This window comes from Mesorhizobium sp. M2C.T.Ca.TU.002.02.1.1 (assembly GCF_003997225.1).
Genome location: NZ_RZTO01001391.1, coordinates 1 through 758, shown reverse-complemented (window position 1 = coordinate 758; position 758 = coordinate 1). Strand labels below are relative to the sequence as shown.

The following is a 758-nucleotide window of genomic DNA, read 5'->3' as shown; positions in this document are numbered from 1 at the left end:
CTGTGGGACCGCGTGCGAATCATCGCCGAGCCGGGCGGCGCCGCCGCCTTCGCCGCCATGCTTTCCGGGCGTTATGTGCCGGCGGAAACCGAGCGCGTGGCCGTCCTGGTCTGCGGTTCCAACACGAATCCCGCCAATTTCTGATCATAACCCGGCCAAACCGCTTCACGTTTTTGGAACCCGCCTCGCCTTTGCCGTGTTTGTTGGTATCCTTCTGCTGATGACGTCCGGGCTATCCTGCCCGGGCAGGAAGGGCCGATGACCGAACGACGCACTTCCAGCGGCGAACGCGGCTTGGCCGGGCGCCTGGCGCTCAGCCGGTTGGCGACGCGGGCCTCGATACTCTTCGAGCGCGCCTGGCCGCTCGTGCTGCCGCTGTTGATCGTCGTCAGCCTGTTCCTCAGCTTTTCATGGTTCGGGCTGTTCCCGCGCCTGCCGGACGCGGCGCGCATCGGCCTTCTGATCCTGTTCGCGCTGGCGTCGGTCGCGGCGCTCTATCCGCTGCGCTTCTTCCGCTTGCCCTCGGCAGCCGAGATCGACCGCCGCATCGAGGCGGCGAACGAATTGCTGCACAGCCCGGTGCAGGTGCAGACCGACCGGCCGAGCGGCGCCGAAAGCATCTTCTCGCAGGCGCTGTGGCGTGAGCACCAGAAGCGCATGGCCGAGCGGCTTTCGAGCCTCGGCGCCGACCGGCCGCGCACCGGCGTGCCGGATCATGACCGCTGGGGCCTGCGCGCCGTGGCGGGGCTGCTGTTCGT

At 68.3% G+C, this 758-nt stretch carries 1 protein-coding gene and 1 pseudogene; both read left to right on the top strand.

Features of this window, described 5'->3' with window-relative positions; translation table 11 throughout:
• Positions 1-144: pseudogene (locus EOD07_RS38970) on the top strand (threonine/serine dehydratase); the annotation flags it as partial.
• 114 nt (positions 145-258) lie between these two features.
• The coding region (locus tag EOD07_RS36300; RefSeq protein ID WP_127238500.1) for a DUF4175 family protein at positions 259-758 on the top strand (500 nt) is incomplete at its 3' end.